Annotated in this window: 22 protein-coding genes; 13 read left to right on the forward strand and 9 right to left on the reverse strand. The window is 50.2% G+C overall.

The genetic code is table 11. The features are described 5' to 3' along the window. The first annotated feature begins 54 nt into the window (after positions 1-54). Genes WBL83_RS09095 through WBL83_RS09105 form a run of 3 tightly spaced genes read left to right on the forward strand, consistent with a single transcriptional unit; the run spans position 55 to position 2846 of the window. Positions 55-1176: an MBOAT family O-acyltransferase gene (locus tag WBL83_RS09095; protein WP_424588839.1), complete on the forward strand. Its 1122-nt coding sequence runs from the start codon at positions 55-57 to the stop codon at positions 1174-1176. Further along, complete coding sequence (locus tag WBL83_RS09100; RefSeq protein WP_424588840.1) at positions 1173-2609, forward strand: AMP-binding protein; 1437 nt, start codon at positions 1173-1175, stop codon at positions 2607-2609. The genes WBL83_RS09095 and WBL83_RS09100 overlap by 4 nt, the downstream gene beginning before the upstream one ends. An 18-nt stretch (positions 2610-2627) precedes the next feature. After that, positions 2628-2846 carry an acyl carrier protein gene (locus tag WBL83_RS09105; RefSeq protein ID WP_424588841.1) on the forward strand — a complete coding sequence of 73 codons (219 nt, stop codon included), beginning with the start codon at positions 2628-2630 and terminating at the stop codon, positions 2844-2846. 48 nt (positions 2847-2894) lie between these two features. Here the strand turns inward: WBL83_RS09105 and cmoB are convergent, their stop codons facing one another. The 5 genes from cmoB to WBL83_RS09130 form a co-directional block, all read right to left on the reverse strand. Further along, positions 2895-3866: a tRNA 5-methoxyuridine(34)/uridine 5-oxyacetic acid(34) synthase CmoB gene (gene cmoB, locus WBL83_RS09110; protein ID WP_424588842.1), complete on the reverse strand. Its 972-nt coding sequence runs from the start codon at positions 3864-3866 to the stop codon at positions 2895-2897. Further along, the gene (gene cmoA / locus WBL83_RS09115) at positions 3863-4606 is read right to left on the reverse strand and encodes a carboxy-S-adenosyl-L-methionine synthase CmoA (RefSeq protein ID WP_424588843.1); all 744 of its coding nucleotides are present in this window, start codon (positions 4604-4606) and stop codon (positions 3863-3865) included. Before cmoA ends, cmoB begins: the two co-directional genes overlap by 4 nt. Positions 4607-4645: 39 nt before the next feature. Next, complete coding sequence (locus WBL83_RS09120) at positions 4646-5041, reverse strand: MAPEG family protein (RefSeq protein ID WP_424588844.1); 396 nt, start codon at positions 5039-5041, stop codon at positions 4646-4648. A gap of 70 nt (positions 5042-5111) precedes the next feature. After that, complete coding sequence (locus WBL83_RS09125) at positions 5112-5930, reverse strand: DUF72 domain-containing protein (protein ID WP_424588845.1); 819 nt, start codon at positions 5928-5930, stop codon at positions 5112-5114. A 137-nt stretch (positions 5931-6067) separates the two neighbouring features. After that, on the reverse strand, positions 6068-6634 hold the full coding sequence (locus WBL83_RS09130; RefSeq protein WP_424588846.1) for a hydrolase: 567 nt from the start codon (positions 6632-6634) through the stop codon (positions 6068-6070). A 260-nt stretch (positions 6635-6894) separates the two neighbouring features. On the opposite strand from WBL83_RS09130, the gene aspS reads away from it, so the two are divergent. The 6 genes from aspS to ruvB all read left to right on the forward strand — a co-directional run bounded on the left by aspS (position 6895) and on the right by ruvB (position 12462). Further along, positions 6895-8667 (forward strand): aspartate--tRNA ligase, encoded by a 1773-nt coding sequence (gene aspS, locus WBL83_RS09135; protein ID WP_424588847.1) that lies wholly within the window; start codon positions 6895-6897, stop codon positions 8665-8667. Beyond that, entirely contained in the window at positions 8668-9114 is a 447-nt protein-coding gene (gene nudB / locus WBL83_RS09140) for a dihydroneopterin triphosphate diphosphatase (protein WP_424588848.1), read from the forward strand. 23 nt (positions 9115-9137) lie between these two features. Beyond that, positions 9138-9881, forward strand: coding sequence for a YebC/PmpR family DNA-binding transcriptional regulator (locus WBL83_RS09145; protein ID WP_424588849.1), 744 nt, complete (start codon positions 9138-9140; stop codon positions 9879-9881). Between the two features lie 150 nt (positions 9882-10031). Continuing rightward, complete coding sequence (ruvC, locus tag WBL83_RS09150; RefSeq protein WP_424588850.1) at positions 10032-10553, forward strand: crossover junction endodeoxyribonuclease RuvC; 522 nt, start codon at positions 10032-10034, stop codon at positions 10551-10553. Positions 10554-10817: 264 nt separating this feature from the next. Continuing rightward, on the forward strand, positions 10818-11429 hold the full coding sequence (gene ruvA / locus WBL83_RS09155; RefSeq protein ID WP_424588851.1) for a Holliday junction branch migration protein RuvA: 612 nt from the start codon (positions 10818-10820) through the stop codon (positions 11427-11429). A gap of 22 nt (positions 11430-11451) precedes the next feature. Beyond that, entirely contained in the window at positions 11452-12462 is a 1011-nt protein-coding gene (gene ruvB, locus WBL83_RS09160; protein ID WP_424588852.1) for a Holliday junction branch migration DNA helicase RuvB, read from the forward strand. A gap of 121 nt (positions 12463-12583) precedes the next feature. Here the strand turns inward: ruvB and znuB are convergent, their stop codons facing one another. Continuing rightward, a complete protein-coding gene (znuB, locus tag WBL83_RS09165) occupies positions 12584-13369 on the reverse strand; it encodes a zinc ABC transporter permease subunit ZnuB (protein WP_424588853.1) in 786 nt (261 codons plus the stop codon). Then, positions 13366-14121, reverse strand: a complete 756-nt coding sequence (gene znuC, locus WBL83_RS09170; protein ID WP_424588854.1) for a zinc ABC transporter ATP-binding protein ZnuC — start codon at positions 14119-14121, stop codon at positions 13366-13368. The genes znuB and znuC overlap by 4 nt, the downstream gene beginning before the upstream one ends. A 79-nt stretch (positions 14122-14200) precedes the next feature. Here znuC and znuA point away from each other — a divergent pair, with 79 nt between their 5' ends. From znuA to lpxM, 3 genes are all read left to right on the forward strand, one after another. Then, positions 14201-15145 carry a zinc ABC transporter substrate-binding protein ZnuA gene (gene znuA, locus WBL83_RS09175; RefSeq protein WP_424588855.1) on the forward strand — a complete coding sequence of 315 codons (945 nt, stop codon included), beginning with the start codon at positions 14201-14203 and terminating at the stop codon, positions 15143-15145. 15 nt (positions 15146-15160) lie between these two features. Then, the gene (mepM, locus tag WBL83_RS09180; protein ID WP_424588856.1) at positions 15161-16483 is read left to right on the forward strand and encodes a murein DD-endopeptidase MepM; all 1323 of its coding nucleotides are present in this window, start codon (positions 15161-15163) and stop codon (positions 16481-16483) included. Between the two features lie 123 nt (positions 16484-16606). Continuing rightward, on the forward strand, positions 16607-17581 hold the full coding sequence (gene lpxM / locus WBL83_RS09185) for a lauroyl-Kdo(2)-lipid IV(A) myristoyltransferase (protein ID WP_424588857.1): 975 nt from the start codon (positions 16607-16609) through the stop codon (positions 17579-17581). Positions 17582-17635: 54 nt separating this feature from the next. Here the strand turns inward: lpxM and pyk are convergent, their stop codons facing one another. After that, entirely contained in the window at positions 17636-19078 is a 1443-nt protein-coding gene (gene pyk, locus WBL83_RS09190) for a pyruvate kinase (protein WP_424588858.1), read from the reverse strand. A gap of 131 nt (positions 19079-19209) precedes the next feature. Beyond that, positions 19210-20079, reverse strand: a complete 870-nt coding sequence (locus WBL83_RS09195) for a MurR/RpiR family transcriptional regulator (protein ID WP_424588859.1) — start codon at positions 20077-20079, stop codon at positions 19210-19212. Between the two features lie 352 nt (positions 20080-20431). Here WBL83_RS09195 and zwf point away from each other — a divergent pair, with 352 nt between their 5' ends. Further along, positions 20432-21907: a glucose-6-phosphate dehydrogenase gene (zwf, locus tag WBL83_RS09200; RefSeq protein WP_424588860.1), complete on the forward strand. Its 1476-nt coding sequence runs from the start codon at positions 20432-20434 to the stop codon at positions 21905-21907. Positions 21908-22287: the final 380 nt, after the last annotated feature.

Consider the following 22287-nt stretch of genomic DNA (forward strand, 5'->3'; position numbering starts at 1 on the left):
CAGCATGAATCTCAAACTGCATTTTGAATATCAGCAATTTTAAGGGATAAGTGAATGTATACCAGCGCACCTTTTTTTGCTGTCTTGTTTGCCAGTTCGCTTCTCTTTGCCGGCGTTAATCGTTTGCTGGGGCAACGTTTGACCTACGCATCCCTGTTTTCTGTCTTTACGCTATTTGCAGTCTGGGGATACGTTTTCAAAAGCCAGATAACGATACCGTTATTGATGTTTATTTATCTGTATACGATTGCCACTTTAAAAGATAAATCGTGGCTGAAAACATGGCAGTCGGTGATATTGAGTTTGCTGCCGTTGGTTCTGGTTAAATTACATCTGAATAACCACTGGGGAATGTTAGGTCTCTCATTCATGACCTTCAGAGCGATAGACGTTTTACTGTATCGCAATAAGAAAGACTCGCGTGGATTTCTCCAGTATTTCAGCTATCTCTTTTTGCCTTTTATTATCCTGGCCGGGCCGATGTACCGCTGGAGAAGCTGGGTTCAGGACATCACTAAACCTGATTTCCGCTTAACTAGCGCTGTATTCCTGCAGTCTATGGAACAAATTTTTTATGGCATCGTGCAGAAGTTTTTGTTCGCTATGCTGATTGATAACTTCGTCATCAGCCACTGGAGTCATCGTCCATTTACCCTGATGGTTGGCGTGGTAATGTCCGTTGCTTACAGCTTTTATCTCTATTTTGATTTTGCGGGATACAGCAATATGGCCATCGGTGCAGGGCGGTTATTTGGTCTTAATCTTCCGGCCAATTTTAACTTACCGATTCTGGCAAAGAATCCGCAGGATTTCTGGCGCAGATTTCATATTAGCCTCTCCGAGTGGCTGCGTGATGTGGTCTTTATGCCGATTTATATGCATCTGATGAAGGTGGAGTTCTTCAGAAATCACAAAGTCACGGCACAAAATATCGGTATTTTTTGCACGCTATTTTGTATGGGAGCCTGGAACGGACTGGAACTCAATTACGTCGTGAGTGGCGCGCTGTTTGGCGGGATTTCGGTTATCCATAACATCATTCTTTGGTTCGCGAAGCGCAGCCCGAATATGACCATGTGGTTAAAAAAACCTTCAATGGTATTCCTCGGACGGATTTTGACGCTGGCAAGTGCAGCGGCCTCTCTTTATATTTTTAGCGGAATGTCTCCTGTATGAAGAATAATGATGAATTACAGCAGTTAAGTGATTATCTACGCAGCGTGTTACTTGCCCCAAAAAATCCTCAGCAATGGGCGATTAGCGGTAGTGATAATAGCCTGACCTGGAATGAACTCGGTTCGGCAGTACTTGACTGGGCGGACCGCTTTGCTGCACTAAAATTATCACCAAACATTCCTGTGGTGCTTTATGGTCATCAACAGGCGGAGTTTGCTTGTGCCATTTATAGCTGCCTGCTGCATAAGATTCCGTATATCCCAGTGGATAATATTTATCCAGCCGAGCGGCTGAAAGAAATCTGCGAACTGGCCAATGCGCCTTATTATTACGACGTACAACAGCAACGTTTTATCTCCACAGGCGTCGCGGCACAGCCACTGCAAGAGCAGGATCTGGCCTACATTATGTTTACCTCGGGAAGTACCGGTAAACCTAAAGGGGTGCAGATTGGTCGCGAAAGCGTGTGGAATTTCATGCAGTGGATTCGCAGTGATTTTTCTTTGCCTGGCCAACCGGTTCTGATGAATCATGCGGTATTCAGTTTTGATTTATCCCTGATCCCGCTTTTAGGCAATCTCGCCACGGGCGGACATATCGTGCTTAACGCCAAAGAAGATATTACAGCGGAAAACTGGCTTGCCCATCTGCAACAAAAGAAAGTTTCCGTGTGGGTTTCAACGCCGTCTTTCGCTTACCAGAAATTGCTCCTCCCAGAATTTCGCGCGGAATATTTACCTGACCTGAAGGTATTTATTTTCATTGGTGAAGTCCTGAGCAAAACCCTGGTAAAACATCTGCGCCGCTTGTTCCCGGATGCAAAAATTCTCAACTCATATGGCCCCACTGAGGCAACCATTGCCACCACGGTCATTGAGATAAGCGATGAGATCCTGCACGAGGAGGGCGATCTGTTGCCTATCGGCCATATGATGCCGCATTCAGAAATGGAAATTACCGCAGATAACGAATTAATCATCTGGGGCAGAAACGTGATGCGCGGCTATCTGGGATTAGCAAAAGAGAATGGCGAAAAGTTGCTCTGGAATGAAGATAAGCAATGGCGCGGATATAAAACCGGCGATTTAGGGCGCATTGGCAAAGATTATTTGTATTGCCAGGGCCGCAACGACAGCCAGATTAAACTCAACGGCTATCGTATCGAAATACATGAAATTGAAAGCCGTTTACTGGCGCTCACCGGCGTGAGTGAAGCCGTCGTTTTGCCGCTGACAAAGAAAGATGGCGCGGTATTACGCCTGGCAGCTTTTTGCGCATCACGGCTCTCTGAAAAAGAGATTAAAGCCAATCTGACACAAACTTTACCGTCTTACATGGTGCCCTCGCAGATTGTCATCATGGATAGCTTACCTCTAAATACCAACGGCAAAATTGACCGTAAATTACTCGATGTTCAGGCTCGTTCTTGCTGAAAATCTAAGGGCATAAATATGGAACAGAAAGTTTTAGCGATATTTGAAAATGTGTTGTCACGCAAAGTGGCGTTTAACGACGAGCTTATTGAATCAGATATTCTCGATTCCATTACGGCGGTTGATATCGTTCTGGAAGTGCAGGCAGAATTTGGTTGTGCTATTCCACCGACAGATATTGCCAATGTGCTGAAGACCCCCGCAACGTTAGCGGCATGGCTTGAAGAAAACGCGTGATGAATAACAAGCCCCGATATTTCTCGGGGCTTGATTGTGCAGATAATATTAGGGCTTACGCGCCACCAGAACGGCACGCAGCGGAGCAGGGTAGCCTTCGATAGTTTTGCGCGCATCGTTAGGGTCGAGGAAGTCAGCCAGCGACTCTGTGGTCAGCCAGCTGGTTCGACGCTGTTCTTCGCTTGTGGTGTAGCAATGATCAACGATTTTCACATCGACAAAACCACATTTCTCCAGCCAGTTTTTCAACGCCAGTGCCGACGGGATGTAATAGACGTTACGCATTTGCGCGTAGCGTTCACCCGGTACCAGCACGGTATTTTCGTCGCCTTCCACTACCAGCGTTTCCAGCACCAGTTCGCCATCTTTAGCTAACTGATTTTTCAACTGGTAAAGATGGTCGAGCGGCGAACGGCGGTGATATAACACGCCCATTGAAAAGACGGTATCAAAGATATTGAGCTCAGGAAGTTGTTCGATTCCCAGTGGCAGAACGTGCGCACGTTGGTCATTGCCCAGCAGTTTTCGCACCGCTTCAAACTGGCAAACGAAGAGTTGCATTGGGTCAATACCCACGGCTAAATGCGCGCCCGCGCCAATCATACGCCACAGGTGATAACCACTGCCGCAGCCGACATCCAGAATCGTACGCCCGGCGAGAGGAGAGATGTGCGGCAATACGCGATCCCATTTCAGGTCGGAACGCCACTCAGTATCAATGTCTACGCCATACAAAGAGTACGGACCTTTGCGCCATGGCATCAGGTTGCGCAGCAGTTTCTCGATCCCCAGCTTTTGGCCTTCACTCAACGGCTCTTGTGATTCGGCGGTGACGCTGTGCAGCAAATCCAGGCGATAGGGTTTCAGTTCTGGCAAAAATTCAACCGTGTTGTACCAGTGTTTGAACTGGCCATGCAGGTTTTCGCGCTGCCAGGTGGCAATCTGCGCAGGAAGCGTTTCCAGCCACGGAGCTAAAGGGCTTTTCGCAATAAGCTGATAAAAATTACCAAAGTCGATCATGCAGATGTTCCTGATTTCAGTGCTACTAAAGAGCCAAAGTTAAAGCACTGGAACCATAATTCTGCGTGGTCAAATCCGGCTTGTTTGAGGCGTTTTTTATGAGTTTCGACAGAGTCGGTGAGCATGACGTTTTCCAGCATGCTGCGCTTTTGGCTGATTTCCAGCTCGCTATAACCGTTCGCACGTTTGAAATCGTGGTGCATATTGAACAGTAATTCACCCACTTCGCCATCTTCAAAACTGAATTTTTCCGACAACACTAACGCGCCGCCAGGGTTCAGGCCGCGATAGATTTTCTCCAGCAGCAACTGGCGATCTTCAGGCTCGAGGAACTGGAGCGTGAAGTTCAGCACCACCATCGAGGCATTTTTGATTTCGATATTGCGAATATCGCCTTCAATGACTTCAACCGGTGTTTGCGCTTTAAAGGCATCAAGATGGCGGCGGCAGCGTTCAACCATAGCGGGGGAGTTATCTACCGCGATAATTTTGCAGTTCTCATGATGAATATTACGACGCACGGATAATGTCGCAGCACCTAGCGAGCAGCCAAGGTCGTAAACCTGGCTACCGGGTACCACAAAGCGCTCCGCCAGCATGCCAATCATAGAAATAATATTGGAGTAGCCTGGCACCGATCGTTGAATCATATCGGGGAACACTTCAGCCACGCGTTCATCAAAGGTCCAGTCACCTAATTTGGCGATCGGGGCGGAAAACAATGTATCGCGGTCAGACATGACGTTAAATCCGGAATTTCGAAAGGGTGATATTTTGCGTTAATGCAGCGAGAAAACCAACTCCCATGGCATATACCACAGGTTAGCCAGCACCATCAGGATCAAAGAAGCCCAGGTGGCACTCATGCCAGAACGACGCCAGCTGATTAAACGATGATGGAAACCATAAGAATGCATCAGGCGTCCGGCGATCAGCAGCAGCCCACAAACATGCACCATCCAGGTTTCGGCACCGTTCATTTCCATCAGTAATAAAAGCAGTAACGCGATGGGAATATATTCCACTGCATTACCGTGGATCCGAATCGCGCTCTGAAGTTCACTAAAACCGCCATCACCATATGAGACGCGGTATTGCAAACGCATACGAACAACATCAAACGAAAACTTAATCAGCAACAAAGCACCCAGAACGGCGTAGAGCGCGCTTACCATACTCACATCCTTTAGAGATAGTTCCAGCACCGCCTATGATAGCAGCGCAACCTATCAGCTGTCGCTACCCCTAAAAAAGGGAGTTTTGTTTGGGGATTGCCGGTTCGTTGCCAATGGCCGGGAAAGCGTGTTGCAACCCAGGCCATAGGGTATGCACTAAATCTTGCACTTCCCCAATATCAGGTGTGTGTAAAAACAGATAAGGCGTGGTTTTTTGTTCCCATTTGGGCAGGGTTTTCAGCCAGACATCGAAGAGGGCGAGGTTTTGTTGCATGTCGTCGCTACCGATAAACCGCACCAGCGGATGAATGGCCGTAACCAACGCATGCACCGGGACCTTAGGCTTTTTACGTTGCGCCTCGCGAATGGCTTCGTTGTGAGGTTTCGCGCTATGAACCGGGCGACTATCAAGGATGACGCGGTTGACGCCGCGTTGATGCAGGCCACGGTTAAGTGCCAGTTCATCCGTGCCTTTTTCGAAGAAAGCCTGATGGCGAACTTCGACGCCGTAAGCGAACTCTTTAGGCAAGGTATCGAGGAAATTCCATAGTGCAGGTAAATCCGCTGGCCCAAAGGCTGCCGGGAGTTGTAGCCAGTACTGCCCGATTCGACTGGCCAGCGGCGAAAGTCGTTCAAGAAATTCTGCGGTCAAATCACCACACTGGCGCAACGCTGCCTGATGGGTGATGGTGGACGGGAATTTAAAGCAGAAACGAAAATCATCGCCGGTCATTGCCCGCCAACGCAACACCGTTTCTGCTTTTGGAAGCGCGTACAGCGTGGTATTGCCTTCCACACAATTGAAGTGGCGAGCGTAATCTTCAAGAGAGGTTATGCCCAGCCGCCCCCATTTTGGGTGCGACCATTGAGGGAGGCCAATATAGATCACAATGCCCGTCATCCTTCAAGGTGTAGGGTTGTTGGCTACGCTCGCTTACCCGAATCACTTACTGGAGTAAGCTTATCGGGATAATCTCCCTTGCCGCCTACCTACAGCTCGAATGATATAGGGCATTACAGAGCGACTTAAATCGCAGAGAGAATTTCTTCAGTGCGACGAACACGCCCAATACGCGGGAAGATATTCGTCATGCTGCCTTGATGTTGTTCACTGCTTGCCGCACTGCAAGCGTCTTCTGCAATAACAAGGTTAAAGCCTAATTCCCATGCGTTACGGGCGGTAGACTCGACGCCGATATTGGTGGAAATCCCGCACAGCACAATGGTGTCTATCCCACGGCGGCGCAACTGGAGTTCCAGGTCGGTGCCATAAAATGCACCCCACTGGCGCTTAGTGACTTCAATGTCGCTCTCTTTTTTACCCAGCGCTTCCGGGTAAACCCACCAGTTTTCTGGCAGAGCATGGGCGCCTGCCTGGGCATCGACCGGCTGTTTAAGGGCTTCGGCAAAATCTTTAGACCAGCCAACACGCACCATAATGACCGGCGCATTTTGCGCGCGGAATTTTTCAGCCAGTCTGGCCGAACGAGCCACCACATCCTGTGCACTGTGCGGGCCACCCGCAAACGGCAGGATGCCTTCCTGCAAATCAATAACGACAAGTGCGGTTTTGGAAGTATTCAGTTCTAACATTCGGTGACTCCGGGTCAAAATGGGGTTATCGCGTAACACCTTACGATGGAACGGAAGCGCAACTGTTTACAAAATTTGTTAATTTTTGTGAGAATAAGCCAAACGAGGCGTTTTGAAACGCGTAAGTCAGGTGTATCGGGCTTATCGTAGGGCATTATTTCCAGTATAATAACCCCCTTTTTTATCAATAGATGACAGACAAATATAGTGGCTACCGTTGCAGGAAATGGACAGTGAGCGGCTATTTTAAGGGAAATCTCATGCGTACAGTATATTGCGGGCAGCTCAATCAATCCCATGTGGGACAACAAGTAACACTGTGTGGTTGGGTCAATCGTCGTCGTGACCTCGGTAGCCTTATCTTTATTGATATGCGCGATCGCGAAGGCATCGTGCAGGTGTTTTTCGACCCGGATCGTCAGGACGCGTTCCAGCTTGCTTCCGAACTGCGTAATGAGTTCTGCATTCAAATCACCGGTACCGTTCGTCCGCGTGATGAGAAAAACATCAACAAAGATATGGCAACCGGTGCGGTTGAAGTTTTCGCAACCGACCTGACCATCATCAACCGCTCTGAAGCGCTGCCGCTGGATTCAAACCACGTCAACACCGAAGAAGCTCGTCTGAAATTCCGTTATCTGGACCTGCGTCGTCCGGAGATGGCAAACCGTCTGAAAACCCGTGCCAAAATCACCAGCTTCGTACGTCGCTTTATGGATGACCATGGTTTCCTGGATATCGAAACCCCAATGCTGACCAAAGCCACGCCAGAAGGTGCGCGTGACTATCTGGTGCCGAGCCGCGTTCATAAAGGTAAATTCTACGCGCTGCCACAGTCTCCACAACTGTTCAAACAGCTGCTGATGATGTCCGGTTTTGACCGTTACTATCAAATCGTTAAATGCTTCCGTGACGAAGATTTACGTGCTGACCGTCAGCCTGAATTTACTCAGATCGACGTCGAAACCTCCTTCATGACCGCACCACAAGTGCGTGAAGTGATGGAAAAACTGGTTCGCGATCTGTGGCTGGATGTGAAAAACGTCGATCTGGGTGATTTCCCAATCATGACTTTCGCAGAAGCTGAGCGTCGTTACGGTTCTGATAAACCAGACCTGCGTAACCCGATGGAGCTGGTGGATGTTGCTGACCTGCTCAAAGACATCGAGTTCAAAGTCTTCTCCGGTCCGGCAAATGATGCTAAAGGCCGCGTTGCTGCACTGCGTGTGCCGGGTGGCGCACAGATTAGCCGTAAACAGATTGACGACTACGGCAAGTTCATTGAGATTTACGGCGCGAAAGGGCTGGCTTACATCAAAGTCAACGAGCGTGCGAAAGGCATTGAAGGCATCACGAGCCCAGTCGCTAAGTTCCTGAATGCTGACATCGTTGAAGCGATTTTGACCCGCACCGGCGCGCAAGATGGCGACATGATCTTCTTCGGCGCAGACAACAAAAAAGTGGTAGCTGATGCACTTGGCGCACTGCGTCTGAAAATCGGTAAAGATCTGAGCATCACCAATGACAACGCATGGGCGCCATTGTGGGTAATCGACTTCCCAATGTTTGAAGACAATGGTGAAGGCGGCCTGACCGCGATGCACCACCCGTTCACTGCACCAAAAGATATGTCTCCAGAACAACTGGCGGCAGACCCGGAAGCGGCGGTTGCTAACGCATACGACATGGTCATCAACGGCTACGAAGTGGGTGGCGGTTCTGTGCGTATTCACAACGGTCAGATGCAGCAGACAGTCTTTGGCATTCTGGGGATTACTGAAGAAGATCAGCGCGAGAAGTTCGGCTTCCTGCTCGATGCCCTGAAATACGGTACTCCTCCGCATGCAGGCCTGGCGTTTGGTCTGGACCGTCTGACTATGCTGTTAACCGGCACCGACAACATCCGTGATGTTATCGCGTTCCCGAAAACAACTGCCGCAGCGTGTCTGATGACTGAAGCACCAAGCTTTGCTAACCCGCAGGCGTTGGCAGAACTGGGTGTCGCGGTGATTAAAAAGGCTGAGAAAGAATAAATGGCATTTAAGCCTCCCGTCTCGGTTTTAGTCGTGATATTCGCTCAAGACACTGGACGGGTGCTGATGTTACAGCGGCGTGACGATCCGGAATTCTGGCAGTCGGTTACCGGCAGCATTGAAGAAGGTGAAAGCGCGTTGCATGCCGCACAGCGTGAAGTAAAGGAAGAGGTCGAGATCGACGTGGTCTCAGAACACCTGGCCTTGAATGACTGTCAACGCTGTGTGGAGTTTGAGATTTTTACACATTTGCGTCATCGCTATGCACCGGGAATCACGCGCAACACAGAATATTGGTTCTGTCTTGCGCTGCCGAACGAACGGCCGGTTACCATCTCGGAACATCTGGCCTGGGAATGGACAGACGCACCCGCTGCGGCTGCCATGACCAAGTCGTGGAGCAACCGGCAGGCGATTGAAGAGTTTGTAATTAATGCTGCCCACTAGGCAGCTATTTTGGAGATGTTTTTATGGCAGGTCATAGTAAGTGGGCCAACACAAAACACCGTAAAGCGGCACAGGATGCCAAACGCGGTAAAATCTTTACGAAAATCATTCGTGAGCTGGTAACCGCTGCCCGTTTGGGTGGGGGTGACGCAGGGTCTAACCCACGTCTGCGCGCAGCGATTGATAAAGCATTGTCCAACAACATGACGCGTGACACCTTAAACCGTGCCATTGCGCGTGGTGTGGGTGGCGATGAAGACGCGAACATGGAAACCATCATTTATGAAGGTTACGGTCCTGGCGGTTCAGCCGTTATGGTTGAATGTCTGAGTGACAACCGTAACCGTACCGTGGCAGAAGTTCGCCACGCGTTCAACAAATGTGGTGGTAACCTGGGAACTGACGGCTCTGTAGCCTATCTGTTCACCAAAAAAGGCGTTATCTCCTATGCACCGGGCAAAGACGAAGACACCGTGATGGAAGCGGCTCTGGAAGCCGGTGCTGAAGACGTTGTTTCTTACGACGACGGTGCAATCGACGTGTTCACTGCCTGGGAAGAGATGGGCGCAGTTCGTGACGCACTCGAAGCCGCTGGCCTGAAAGCTGACGAAGCAGAAGTCTCCATGATCCCATCCACCAAAGCAGATATGGATGCGGAAACTGCACCGAAGCTGATGCGTCTTATCGACATGTTGGAAGACTGCGATGATGTACAAGAGGTTTATCACAACGGTGAGATCTCTGACGAGGTTGCGGCAACCCTGTAATGATACCCGTCATTTTTCAAGTCGCAGATGCGTTGGCTTTGCTCGCTCACCCCAGTCACGTAGCATGACTACGCTGCTGGGGATTTGCTGTGCAACCGCCTTCTTGCGACTTGAAGTCTATAGGGTATTTTCCTTCCAGGGAGGCGCGTGATGGCGATTATTCTCGGTATTGACCCGGGGTCACGCGTTACCGGTTATGGCGTCATTCGCCAGACCGGTCGGCAGCTAACCTATTTAGGCAGCGGCTGTATTCGTACTCAGGTGACCGATTTACCCTCGCGTTTGAAGCTTATCTACGCGGGGGTAAGCGAAATTATTACCCAGTTCCAGCCAGAGTATTTCGCCATTGAATCTGTCTTTATGGCGAAAAATGCCGATTCAGCTTTGAAACTCGGACAGGCGCGTGGTGCGGCGATTGTCGCTGCGGTCAACCACGAACTTCCGGTTTTTGAATATGCAGCCCGTCAGGTAAAACAGACGGTAGTGGGTATCGGGAGTGCGGAGAAAAGCCAGGTACAACATATGGTGCGTACCTTGCTGAAACTCTCTGCCAACCCGCAAGCGGATGCGGCGGATGCGCTGGCGGTTGCCATTACGCATTGCCACGTGACGCAAAACTCGATGCAGATGAGCGACACGCGGCTTAATCTGGCGCGGGGACGATTAAAGTAAATATATCCTTCATACTTCAAGCTGCAGGTGCGTTGGCTACACTCGCTCACCCGAATCACTGACTTTAGTCAGCTCATCGGGATTGGTTCGTTTGCCGCGTTACTCGGCGAAGCCTCGCCCTTCGGGGCCTGCGCAAGCGCTGTTCAAAATGCTAAAGGCATTTTGTCCTGCCACTGGAATTATTTTGGCTATGGGCTGGATATCTATCCAGCCTTTTTTATATGATAAGCAAAATTTTCAGCACAACCTTGGGAGCAGTAAAACGTGATTGGACGACTCAGAGGCATCATCCTGGAAAAACAGCCACCGCTGGTATTAATGGAAGTGGGTGGCGTAGGGTATGAAGTCCATATGCCGATGACCTGCTTCTACGAACTACCGGAAATCGGTAAAGAAGCGGTGGTGTTTACCCAGTTTGTGGTGCGTGAAGACGCGCAGTTGCTTTACGGCTTTAACAACAAACAAGAACGCACTCTGTTCCGCGAGCTTATCAAAGTGAATGGTGTCGGCCCTAAACTGGCGTTGGCGATCCTTTCAGGTATGTCTGCCCAGCAGTTTGTTAACGCCGTCGAACGCGAAGAAATCGGTTCATTAGTTAAATTGCCAGGTGTGGGTAAAAAAACCGCAGAGCGCTTAATTGTTGAGATGAAAGACCGTTTTAAAGGGATGCATGGCGATCTGTTTACGCCTGCTTCTGACCTGGTTCTGACAGCGCCAGATAGCGGCGTTACCGATGACGCAGAATCGGAAGCGGTTGCTGCGCTGGTTTCGCTGGGCTATAAACCACAGGAAGCGAGTCGGATGATCAGCAAAGTAGGCCGTGCGGGCGCTGATTGTGAAACGCTGATCCGCGAAGCACTCCGCGCAGCACTTTGAAGCACCTTGAGGTAGATGAAGGATGATTGAAGCAGACCGTCTGGTATCGCCAGACACTATCACCCCTGACGAATTAATTGACCGCGCAATCCGCCCGCGTTTTTTGGCAGATTACGTCGGCCAACCGCAGGTCCGCTCGCAAATGGAGATTTTTATCCAGGCGGCAAAATTGCGTGGGGATGCGCTTGATCATCTGTTAATTTTTGGCCCACCAGGGTTGGGTAAAACCACGCTGGCAAACATCGTGGCTAACGAAATGGGTGTTAACCTGCGAACCACTTCCGGCCCCGTGCTGGAAAAGGCAGGTGACCTCGCCGCGATGTTGACCAACCTCGAACCTCACGACGTTTTGTTTATTGATGAAATCCATCGTCTTTCGCCGGTTGTTGAAGAAGTGCTATACCCAGCGATGGAAGATTACCAGCTCGATATCATGATTGGCGAAGGTCCGGCTGCGCGCTCCATTAAAATTGATTTGCCGCCGTTTACTCTGATTGGCGCGACAACGCGTGCCGGTTCTTTGACGTCTCCGTTGCGTGACCGTTTCGGTATTGTTCAACGTCTGGAGTTTTATCAGGTCGCCGATTTGCAGCACATCGTGGGTCGCAGTGCCAGCGTGCTGGGGCTTGAGATGAGCGAAGAGGGCGCGCTGGAAGTGGCTCGCCGTGCACGCGGTACACCGCGTATTGCCAACCGCTTATTGCGCCGCGTTCGTGACTTTGCTGAAGTGCGCCACGACGGCACCATCAGTGCAGACATTGCTTCACAAGCACTGGATATGCTCAATGTCGATACCGAAGGGTTTGATTATATGGACCGTAAGTTACTGCTGGCGGTGATAGACAAATTCCTTGGCGGCCCGGTTGGGCTGGACAACCTCGCGGCAGCAATCGGCGAGGAACGTGAAACGATAGAAGATGTGCTGGAACCATTCTTGATTCAACAGGGGTTCTTGCAGCGTACCCCACGCGGACGCATTGCCACTCCAAGAGCCTGGTCGCACTTCGGGATTGTGCCGCCCGCACAGCCTTGAAGCCAAAGTTTTGATTGAATTGCAGGTCGACCCTGATCCCGACCTTCTCCCCCAGGAGAAGGGGAATACTGGACAGTTCCCTCTCCTTAGGGTGAGGGGCAGTCGGTATCCACTTTAGAAATTAAGCCGCTTGCTTCTTCGCCATACTCAGCACAAACAACACCGCCGAACTCAGCACTACTGAAGGGCCTGCGGGAGTGTCATAAAACGCTGAAAACGTCAGCCCACCAGTCACGGAAAGCATTCCGATAAATACCGCAAAACCTGCCATCTGCTCCGGTGTACGTGCAAACCGACGCGCGGTTGCTGCAGGGATAATCAACAGGGAGGTGATTATCAATGCACCGACAAATTTCATCGCCACGCCGATTGTTAGCGCCGTCACCAGCATTAACAGCATTTTCACCCGTTGAAGATTTACGCCATCAACATGTGCAAGATCCGGGCTGATGGTCATCGACAAAAGGTTGCGCCATTGCCAAAGAAGCACGCCAACAACTACCGCAACGCCAAGGGCGATTGAGATAATATCCGGCATTGTGACCGAGAGCAGATCGCCAAACAGATACGCCATTAAGTCGACACGTACATTTGACATCAAACTCACCACCACCAGACCCAGCGACAATGCACTGTGCGCCATAATGCCTAACAAGGTATCTAATGCCAGATGTGGGCGCTTCTCGAGCCAGACCAGGCCCAATGCCAGTAACAGCGTCACCGCTATCACCGCATAAAAGGGATTCACGTTTAGCAATAAGCCAAACGCAACGCCTAGCAGAGAGGCGTGGGCGAGGGTATCGCCAAAATAGGACATTCGACGCCAGACAACAAACGAGCCAAGCGGGCCTGCAGCACACGCAAGCAAAATCCCGGCAAGCCAGCCGGGTAACAACAATTCAATCATGGCTGGCCATTCCCTCTGCGCAGAACAATACGTCCGGTAAGATCGTGACGGTGATTATGATGGTGACGATAAATACCTAATTGCTCAGCCCCACGCTGGCCGAACATCGAAATAAATTCCGGATGCATCGACACGACTTCTGGCGTACCCGAGCAGCAAATATGATGGTTCAGACACAACACATCATCGGTTTTTGCCATCACTAAGTGCAGGTCATGGGAAACCATCATTACCGCACAATTCAATTCCTGGCGCAGTTGGTCAATCAGGTTGTAGAGAGCCAGTTGTCCATTAACATCAACGCCTTGGGTCGGCTCATCAAGCACCAGTAACTGCGGCTGATTGAGTAACGCTCGTGCCAACAGAACACGCTGATTCTCACCGCCGGATAGCTTTTGCATCGGCGCTTCAATTAAATGAGCGGCCTGAACGCGTTTCAATGCGGGCAAAATATCCGCTTTTTTCACACCAGGGCGCAGACGCATAAAGCGGCTGACCGTCAACGGCAAGGTGGCATCGAGATGCAATTTTTGCGGCACGTAACCGATACGCAAGTCGCGGTCTCGCTTGATAACCCCTTCATCAGGAGCTACCAGACCCAGCACCACACGAACCAGCGTTGATTTGCCTGCACCATTTGGACCCAGCAGCGTCAAAATACGGCCAGGTTTAAGATCGAGTGAAATATCAGACAACACGCGGCGTTGTCCGAATGAAACAGAGATATTTTCCAGTGATACCAGATTTGTCATGACAATTTCAGGGGTTGCAGAAGTTAGCGGATGTTATAATATCACACATCTCAAATTGATAACGATGAAAAGTCGCATTATGTTACATAAAAACGCATTTCTTTGCGCAGCTTTAACAACTGCATTAATGGCATCTGCCGCCGTGCCCGCACAGGCCGCGGTTGTCGCCTCTATCAAACCATTAGGTTTTATTGCTGCCGCTATTGCAGATGGCGTCACACCAACGGAAGTTTTACTGCCAGATGGCGCGTCAGAGCATGATTATGCACTTCGTCCATCTGATGTAAAACGCTTACAAAGCGCGGACTTAGTGGTGTGGGTGGGTCCAGAAATGGAAGCCTTTATGCAGAAGTCGGTAAACCAATTAGCTGAGCAAAAACAAGTGCAACTGGCGGCTTTGCCAGGAGTGAAACCGTTGCTCATGAAAGGGGGTGACGATGACGACCATGGTCATGAAGGACATGACCACGCCGCCGAAAATAGTGACGAAGATCACCATCATGGTGAATACAACATGCATATTTGGCTCTCACCAGAGGTAGCGCGGCTCTCAGCGGTTGCAATCCACGATAAATTAGTGGAACTTATGCCCGAAAATAGAGCCAAACTTGACGCCAACTTGCAATCTTTCGAGTTAGGATTAGCCAACACCGATAAGCAAGTGGGTAGCGTGCTCGCGCCACTCAAAGGAAAAGGGTATTTCGTTTTTCACGACGCCTATGGCTACTTTGAAAAACATTACGGTCTGACCTCACTCGGTCATTTTACCGTGAACCCAGAAATCCAACCCGGTGCGCAGCGTTTACATGACATCAGAACACAGTTGGTTGAGCAAAAAGCCGTGTGCGTTTTTGCTGAGCCACAATTCAGGCCAGCAGTTATCAATGCCGTTGCCCGTGGTACAAACGTTCGTTCCGGAACGCTGGATCCACTGGGTATTGAGGTTAAGCTCGGAAAAGACAGCTATATGCAGTTTTTAACCGGGCTTGCGAACCAGTATGCGAGCTGCCTGAAAGGAGATTAACGAGGAAGTGAATACGTGCAACAGATAGCCCGCTCTGTCGCCCTGGCATTCGACAATTTGTCCCGGCCCCATCGCGTTATGCTGGGGTCACTTACAGTTCTTACACTTGCGGTCGCTGTCTGGCGACCGTACGTCTATCATCCTGAAGCCAGCCCTGTTATCAAAACCATTGAGCTTGAGAAAAACGATATTCGTTCGTTACTTCCCGAAGCCAGTGAGCCGCTAGACCAGTCTCCGGACGCTGAAGACGATACCATTCCACAAGATGAGCTGGACGATAAAACCGCTGGTGAAACCGGGGTGCATGAGTATGACGTCTCCACCGGCGATACGCTTAGCAGCATCCTGAACCAGTACGGCATTGATATGGGTGATATCAGCCAGCTTGCCGCGGTAGATAAAGATCTGCGTAACCTGAAAATCGGTCAGCAACTTTCCTGGACACTGAATGACGATGGCGAACTACAACGCCTCACATGGGAAATGTCGCGCCGTGAAACGCGTACCTATGACCGTTCAGGTAGTACCTTCAAGCTCAGCAGCGAAATGCAGCAAGGCGAATGGGTTAACAACGTCATGAAAGGCACCGTTGGCAATAGTTTTGTCAGCAGCGCGAAAGATGCCGGCTTAACCAGTGCTGAAATCAGCGGCGTTATCAAGGCCATGCAGTGGCAAATGGACTTCCGCAAACTGAAGAAAGGCGATCAGTTCGCTGTGCTGATGTCACGTGAAATGCTTGATGGTAAACGTGAGCAAAGCCATTTGGTCGGCGTGCGTCTGCGCAGCAGTGGTAAAGATTACTACGCCATTCGTGCAGAAGACGGTAAGTTCTACGACCGCAGCGGTTCAGGTCTGGCGAAAGGCTTTATGCGTTTCCCGACGGCAAAACAATTCCGTATCTCGTCAAACTTTAATCCTCGTCGCCTTAACCCGGTTACGGGTCGCATTGCGCCGCACAAAGGTGTCGACTTTGCGATGCCGCAAGGGACTCCAGTGTTGTCAGTCGGTGATGGCGAAGTGGTGATGGCGAAACGTAGCGGAGCGGCAGGTTACTTTGTGGCTATACGTCACGGGCGTACCTACACCACCCGTTACATGCACCTGAAGAAGCTGTTAGTCACGCCAGGACAGAAAGTGAAACGCGGTGATCGTATCGCATTGTCAGGCAATACTGGCCGTTCTACTGGGCCGCATTTGCATTATGAAGTGTGGATTAACCAGCAAGCGGTGAACCCGTTGACAGCGAAACTGCCACGTACCGAAGGGCTTACAGGCTCGGATCGTAACGAATATCTGGCTCAGGTTCGCGAAGTCACACCACAGCTAAGTTTGAATTAATCTAACGCTGTGAACAAAGCCGGTACTGAGTGACCGGCTTTTTCTTTGTCTGAAAGGCATTACCCCGCTAAGATACTTACAAATTCATGTCATCAATGATTTGATGCTGTACTGAGAATATGCATGGAAAAAGCAAAAAAAAGTCACAGTGAGTTCATTCCTGAATTTCAAAAGGCCTTCTTGCACCCGAAATTTTGGGGCGCCTGGTTAGGCGTTGGCGCTTTCGCCGGACTTGCTATGTTACCGCCATCTATCCGCGATCCTCTGCTGGGTAAAATTGGATGTATTGCCGGACGCTTTGGTAAAAGCGCTCGCCGTCGCGCGCAAATTAACTTGCTGTATTGCTTCCCGGAAATGCCGGAAGCGGACCGTGAAGCTGTCATCGACAATATGTTTGCCACCGCACCGCAAGCGATGGTGATGATGGCGGAATTGGCGCTCAAAGATCCGCAAAAAGTCATGCAACGCGTTGACTGGCATGGCAAAGAGATTATCGACGAGATTAAGCAACGCGAAGAGAATGTGATTTTCCTCGTGCCACACGGATGGGGCGTGGATATTCCGGCGATGTTGCTTGCGTCGCAGGGCCAAAAAATGGCTGCCATGTTCCATAACCAGGGCAACCCATTGTTCGACTACATGTGGAATACGGTACGTCGTCGTTTCGGTGGCCGTTTGCACGCGCGTAACGACGGGATTAAGCCATTTATTAGCTCAGTGCGTCAGGGGTATTGGGGATACTATCTGCCCGATCAGGATCACGGCGCAGAACATAGCGAATTCGTCGATTTCTTCGGAACCTACAAAGCGACATTGCCCGCCATTGGCCGTTTGATGAAGGTTGCTCGTGCACGTGTAGTACCGCTTTTCCCGGTGTACAACAGCAAAACTCACCGTTTAGATATTCATATTCGTCCACCGATGGACGATTTAGTCGATGCGGACGACAACACCATTGCCCGTCGCATGAATGAAGAAGTCGAGATTTTGGTGGGACCGAATCTTGAACAGTACACCTGGATTTTGAAATTGCTCAAAACTCGCAAGGAAGGGGAGACCGAACCCTACCGCCGCAAAGAGCTTTATCCAAAGAAGTAAGAAATAACCATTAAAAAAGGGGCCATTTGGCCCCTTTGTCATCCTGCGGTTGAATTACTCAACACACAGAATACGCGTCGTGTTGGTGGTACCAATGGTACTCATCACATCGCCCTGGGTAACGATGACCAGGTCACCAGAAACCAGGTAACCTTTGTCACGTAGTAGAATTACCGCATCGTTTGCTGCGGCAACGCCGTCGCTTGGGCTATCGAAATACACTGGCGTTACACCACGGTACAAAGAGGTGAGGTTCAACGTACGCTCATGACGAGACATAGCGAAAATTGGCAGACCGGAGCTGATACGAGAAGTCATCAACGCAGTACGGCCAGATTCTGTCATGGTAATAATCGCAGTCACACCCTTCAGGTGGTTAGCCGCATACATGGCAGACATCGCAATCGCTTCTTCAACGTTGTCGAACTGCACGTCCAGACGGTGTTTTGAAACGTTGATACTTGGGATCTTTTCAGCGCCCAGGCAAACACGCGCCATCGCCGCAACGGTTTCAGCCGGGTATTGACCCGCTGCGGTTTCCGCAGACAACATCACCGCATCCGTACCATCAAGAACGGCGTTCGCCACGTCCATGACTTCAGCACGCGTTGGCATTGGGTTGGTGATCATCGACTCCATCATCTGAGTCGCAGTGATTACCGCACGGTTCAGCTTACGCGCACGGCGAATCAGGGTCTTCTGAATCCCGACCAGCTCAGGATCACCGATTTCAACGCCCAGGTCACCACGGGCAACCATGACCACGTCAGAAGCCAGGATAACATCGTCCATCGCCGCTTCGTCGCATACCGCTTCAGCACGTTCAACTTTTGCGACAATCTTCGCGTCACAACCTGCATCGCGCGCCAGGCGGCGTGCGTAGTTCAAGTCTTCGCCACAACGAGGGAAGGATACCGCCAGGTAATCGACACCGATTTTCGCCGCAGTCAGAATATCGGCTTTGTCTTTATCGGTCAGCGCTTCGGCTGACAGGCCGCCACCCAGTTTGTTGATCCCTTTGTTGTTCGACAGCGGGCCACCTACGGTAACCTCGGTGAACACTTTCATACCCTGAACTTCGAGTACTTTTAACTGCACACGGCCATCATCAAGCAGCAGGATATCACCGGTCACTACGTCAGCTGGCAGACCTTTATAGTCGATGCCCACTTTCTCTTTGTCGCCTTCACCTTTACCCAGGTTGGCATCAAGCAGGAATTTGTCACCGATATTCAGGAAAACTTTACCTTCTTTAAAGGTAGAGACACGAATCTTTGGACCTTGCAAATCGCCCAGAATAGCGACATGACGACCCAGTTTCGCGGCAATTTCGCGAACTTTATCAGCACGGATCTGATGATCTTCTGCGGTGCCGTGGGAAAAGTTCATACGCACCACGTTGGCGCCAGCTGCGATAATCTTTTCCAGATTATTGTCGCGATCGGTTGCCGGGCCTAAAGTGGTAACGATTTTGGTTCTACGTAGCCGTCTGGACATGTATTACTCCGTTGACTGAAACAACTTTGGTGTTGCGTTAACAAAAGATTCGGTAAATCGGAATGCGTTGAAAAACGCAATGCAACAACTTAACCGAATGACCTAAAAAGTTACAGCTTTGTTATAAAAACTTACGTGTTGTCGCCAGAGACAAACATTCCCTTATCAAAACGCGATTCCTTGAGCGCTTCTTTGACTCGCTTCAAGTTATCTCTGAATTTCGCCCCGCGACGTAAAGTAAAACCGGTTGCCAGCACATCAATGACTGTTAATTGAGCAAGGCGGGAGACCATCGGCATATAAATGTCAGTATCCTCCGGTACGTCGAGCAGTAAAGAGAGCGTCGCTTCGCGAGCCAGTGGCGAGCCTTCTGAGGTTATCGCCAGCACGATAGCGTCGTTCTCGCGTGCTAATTGCGCCAGTTCCACCAGGTTTTTGGTGCGCCCGGTGTGGGAGATAAGCACAACAACATCTTCTTCGCTGCAATTCATGCAACTCATGCGCTGCAAAACGACATCGTCGGAATAGATAACCGGCACGTTAAAACGAAAGAATTTGTTCATCGCATCATGGGCGACGGCGGCCGAGGAACCCAAACCAAAGAAAGCTATTTTCTTGGCTTGGGTGAGTAAATCCACCGCGCGATTGACTGCGGCCATATCCAGTGATTGCCGCACCTGGTCAAGACTGGCCATCGCGGATTCGAAGATTTTGCCGGTATAAGCTTCAACGCTATCGTCTTCATCAACATTCCGGTTTACATAAGGAGTGCCATTCGCCAGACTTTGCGCTAAATGTAATTTAAAATCTGGGAAGCCTTTCGTTTCAAGACGGCGGCAAAAGCGGTTGACGGTCGGTTCGCTGACTTCAGCACTGCGGGCGAGGGTGGCAATGCTTGAATGAATGGCATCTTGCGGAGCGGTGAGAATCACTTCTGCGACTTTACGTTCTGATTTGCTAAGGTGTTCCAGTTGGGACTGGATTTTGTCCAGCATATTCATAGGTGTCCGACACTCATGGATTTTGTCGATTTCTATAACAGGAGAAATCGTGGCACGATTTAGCAAGAATATACGCTTGCCCTTCAGCGAAGGGGCAAGATAATCGGTGTAACGATGTTGTTTTTTTTCATTACATGATCAGTGTCTAACTTTAGACATGATATACATCGACAACAAATCGTCAGAAATTTCCACCACACATCGCTAAAAGTGGCTCTGACGGGCAAGGGTTGCCCAAATACACGATCAAATAATTGGCAATGGTTTACCTGGATTCACCAAAAGCAGTACATTGTTGTGTAATAAAATTACAAACGGGCCGGTACATATACCCGAAACGAGGAGAATAAACATGGCGGTAACACAGACAGCTCAGGCATGTGACCTGGTGATTTTCGGCGCAAAAGGCGACCTTGCGCGTCGGAAGCTGCTGCCATCCCTGTATCAGTTGGAAAAGGCGGGGCAGATCCATCCGGAAACACGCATCCTGGGCGTGGGCCGCGCAGACTGGGATAAAGAGGCGTATACCAAAGTGGTGCGTGAAGCGATCGAAACCTTTATGAAGGAAAAGATCGACGAAAGCCTCTGGGATAAATTGAGTGGCCGTCTTGATTTTTGCAATCTGGATGTTAACGACACGGCAGCTTTTACCAAACTCGGTAAGATGCTCGATCAGCAAAACCGCGTCACTATCAACTACTTTGCAATGCCACCAAGTACTTTTGGCGCAATCTGTAAAGGTCTGGGTAAGGCGAAGCTCAACGCCAAACCTGCTCGCGTTGTGATGGAAAAACCACTCGGTACTTCGCTTGCGACCTCCCAGGAAATCAACGACCAGGTGGGTGAGTATTTTGAAGAGTGCCAGGTCTACCGTATTGACCACTATTTAGGTAAAGAAACCGTTCTGAACCTGCTGGCGCTGCGTTTTGCTAACTCCCTGTTCGCAAATAACTGGGATAACAAAACTATCGACCACGTGGAAATCACGGTTGCTGAAGAAGTTGGCATCGAAGGACGCTGGGGTTATTTTGATCAGGCCGGGCAGATGCGCGACATGATTCAAAACCACCTGTTGCAAATCCTGTGCATGATTGCCATGTCTCCTCCATCAGACCTGACGGCTGACCATATCCGCGACGAGAAAGTCAAAGTTTTGCAATCTCTTCGCCGTATCGACCGCAGCAATGTGCGTGAGAAAACGGTTCGCGGCCAGTACACTTCTGGTTTTGCGCAGGGTAAAAAAGTTCCAGGCTACCTGGAAGAAGAAGGCGCGAACAAATCCAGCGGTACCGAAACTTTTGTGGCTATCCGTGTGGATATCGACAACTGGCGTTGGGCTGGTGTGCCGTTCTACCTGCGTACCGGTAAACGTCTGCCAACCAAATGCTCTGAGGTTGTGGTCTACTTCAAGAGTCCTGCGCTGAACCTGTTTAAAGATTCATGGCAGGATTTGCCGCAGAACAAGCTCACCATTCGTCTGCAGCCAGATGAGGGTGTGGATATCCAGGTACTCAACAAAGTGCCAGGGCTTGATCACAAGCACAACCTGCAAACCACCAAACTGGATCTGAGCTACTCCGAAACCTTTAACGAATCTCATCTGGCAGATGCTTACGAGCGCCTGCTGCTGGAAACCATGCGTGGTATTCAGGCTCTGTTCGTGCGTCGCGATGAAGTAGAAGAAGCGTGGAAATGGGTCGACTCTATCACTGAAGCGTGGGCTGCAGACAACGATGCACCGAAACCTTACCAGGCGGGTACCTGGGGGCCAGTGGCTTCAGTTGCGATGATTACCCGTGATGGGCGTTCCTGGAACGAGTTCGAATAATCCGCGTCATCCTTGAGTTGCAGGGGTGTTGGCAGCACTCGCTCGCCCGAATCACTTACTTATGTAAGCTCATCGGGATTAATGAGAGACTCCTGTCTCTCACCGGAGGCCAGCCTTTGGCTGATCAAATTCGTTCCAGACGAATTTGTCACTGCGTTTGCCGCCTACCTGCAACTCGAATGATTTAGGGGATAAAACTCATCGGATTTTGCAAAAACCGCGTAACAAGTGGTTTGCATTTTACCGGTAACATGATCTAACACCAAAGTGGTGCAAATTTTTTAATTTAAAAGCCCTGACTGGATTCACCAGCAGGGCTTTTTTATTTACACTAGCTGAAGCGATTTTGCCCTGATGGTACGGATTGCCGCCTCACGAGA

The sequence above is a fragment of the Buttiauxella sp. genome (genome assembly GCF_049686335.1).
GTDB lineage: Bacteria > Pseudomonadota > Gammaproteobacteria > Enterobacterales > Enterobacteriaceae > Buttiauxella.